A 1,915-nucleotide genomic window follows, 5' to 3' on the forward strand; every position below is an offset into this window, starting at 1 on the left:
CAGCGCCAGCACCGCCGGGACGGTGCCGTGCATGCCCGGCATGCCGAGATGCTGCGAATGCGAGTCGGGGAAGGCGCCGCGTGCCATCAGGGTCGTGACCACGGGCGCACCGGTCGACTCCGCGAGCGTGCGCAGCTCGTCCGCAGCGCCGGCACGGATGACCCCGCCGCCGACGTACAGAACGGGCTTCTTGGCTTCGGCGATCAGCTGCGCAGCGGCCTGGATCTGCTTGCCGTGCGCCTTCGTGACCGGTCGATATCCCGGCAGGTCGTACTTCGGCGGCCACACGAAGGGAACCTCGGCCTGCTGTGCGTCCTTCGTGATGTCCACCAGCACGGGGCCGGGGCGACCGGTGGTGGCGATCTCGAACGCCGCGGCGATGGCGCCCGGGATCTCGGCGGCATCCTTCACGAGGAAGGAGTGCTTGGTGATCGGCATGGTGATGCCGACGATGTCGGCCTCCTGGAACGCGTCGGTCCCCATGAGGTGCGAGAACACCTGACCGGTGATGCACACCAGCGGGACGGAATCCATGTACGCGTCGGCGATGGCCGTGACGAGGTTGGTCGCGCCGGGTCCGGAGGTCGCGATCGCGACGCCGGGCCGGCCCGATGCCGACGCGAACCCTTCGGCGGCGTGACCGGCACCCTGCTCGTGACGCACGAGGATGTGACGCAGCTCGCTGGCGTCCATCAGCGGGTCGTAGAAGTGCATGATCGCCCCGCCCGGGATGCCGAAGACATCGGTGACGCCGAGCAGCTCGAGCGAGCGGACCATGGCCTGCGCGCCGGACAAGACGGGCGCGGAGGCGCTGCGGGCGGGTGGCCGCGGCACGGCGGCTGCGGTTTCTGAAGGCATGGTGGTTCCTCTGTCGAGAACGAACAGATGTGTCGGAGGCCCGCTACCCCGTCACGGCGCCCTGCGCGGCAGAGCGCACGAGCTTGGAGTACTTGGCCAGGACGCCACGGGTATAGCGCGGGGGAAGGGGCTCCCAGCCGGAACGGCGGGAGTCCAGCTCCGCTTCGTCGACGAGTAGGTCGAGAGTGCGGGCTGCGATATCGACCCGTATCAGATCACCATCGCGCACGAAGCCGATGGGACCTGCGTCCACCGCTTCGGGTGCTACGTGGCCGATGCACAGGCCGGTTGTGCCGCCGGAGAATCGACCGTCCGTCAAGAGTAGTACATCTTTGCCGAGCCCAGCGCCCTTGATGGCGGCCGTGACCGCCAGCATCTCGCGCATCCCGGGGCCGCCCTTCGGGCCTTCGTAGCGGATGACGACGACGTCGCCGGCCGTGATCGCGCCCGCCTCCAGGGCGTCCATCGCGGCGCGCTCGCGCTCGAACACCCGCGCCGGGCCCTCGAAGACCGCTGCGTCGAAGCCGGCGGTCTTGACCACCGCACCCTCGGGGGCGAGCGATCCGTGCAGGATCGTGATGCCGCCGGTGGCGTGGATGGGGTTGTCGAGGGTGTGGATGACGGTGCCGTCGATCGGGTCGGGGTCCAGCTCCCGCAGGTTCTCGGCGAGCGTCTTGCCGGTCACCGTGAGAGCGTCGCCGTGCAGCAGCCCCTCGTCGAGCATCGCCTTCATGATGACGGGGATGCCGCCGTGGCGGTCGACGTCGTTCATGACGTACTGGCCGAACGGCTTCATGTCGGCGATGTGGGGAACCTTGTCGCCGATGCGGTTGAAGTCGTGCAGGTCGAGGTCGACCTGCGCCTCGTTGGCGATCGCGAGAAGATGGAGCACGACGTTGGTGGATCCGCCGAGCGCCATCGCGAGGGCGATCGCGTTCTCGAACGACTCCTTGGTGAGGATGTCTCCCGTGGTGATGCCCTGGCGCAGCAGGTTCACGACGGCCTCGCCCGACCTGTGCGCGAAGTAGTCGCGACGGCGGTCGGCCGACGGCGGTGC

The 1,915-nt window shown here is 69.0% G+C and carries 2 protein-coding genes; both read right to left on the minus strand.

Going from position 1 to position 1,915, the window contains the following annotated elements; translation table 11 throughout:
- Window positions 1-858: thiamine pyrophosphate-binding protein (locus B4E30_RS01280; RefSeq protein WP_286793165.1), on the minus strand; the 858-nt coding region annotated here is incomplete at its 3' end.
- Window positions 859-901: 43 nt separating this feature from the next.
- Window positions 902-1,915: dihydroxy-acid dehydratase (locus B4E30_RS01285; RefSeq protein WP_286793166.1), on the minus strand; the 1,014-nt coding region annotated here is incomplete at its 5' end.

This window comes from Microbacterium sp. UBA3394 (genome assembly GCF_002358725.1).
In the GTDB taxonomy this organism is placed as follows: Bacteria; Actinomycetota; Actinomycetes; order Actinomycetales; family Microbacteriaceae; genus Microbacterium; species Microbacterium luteum.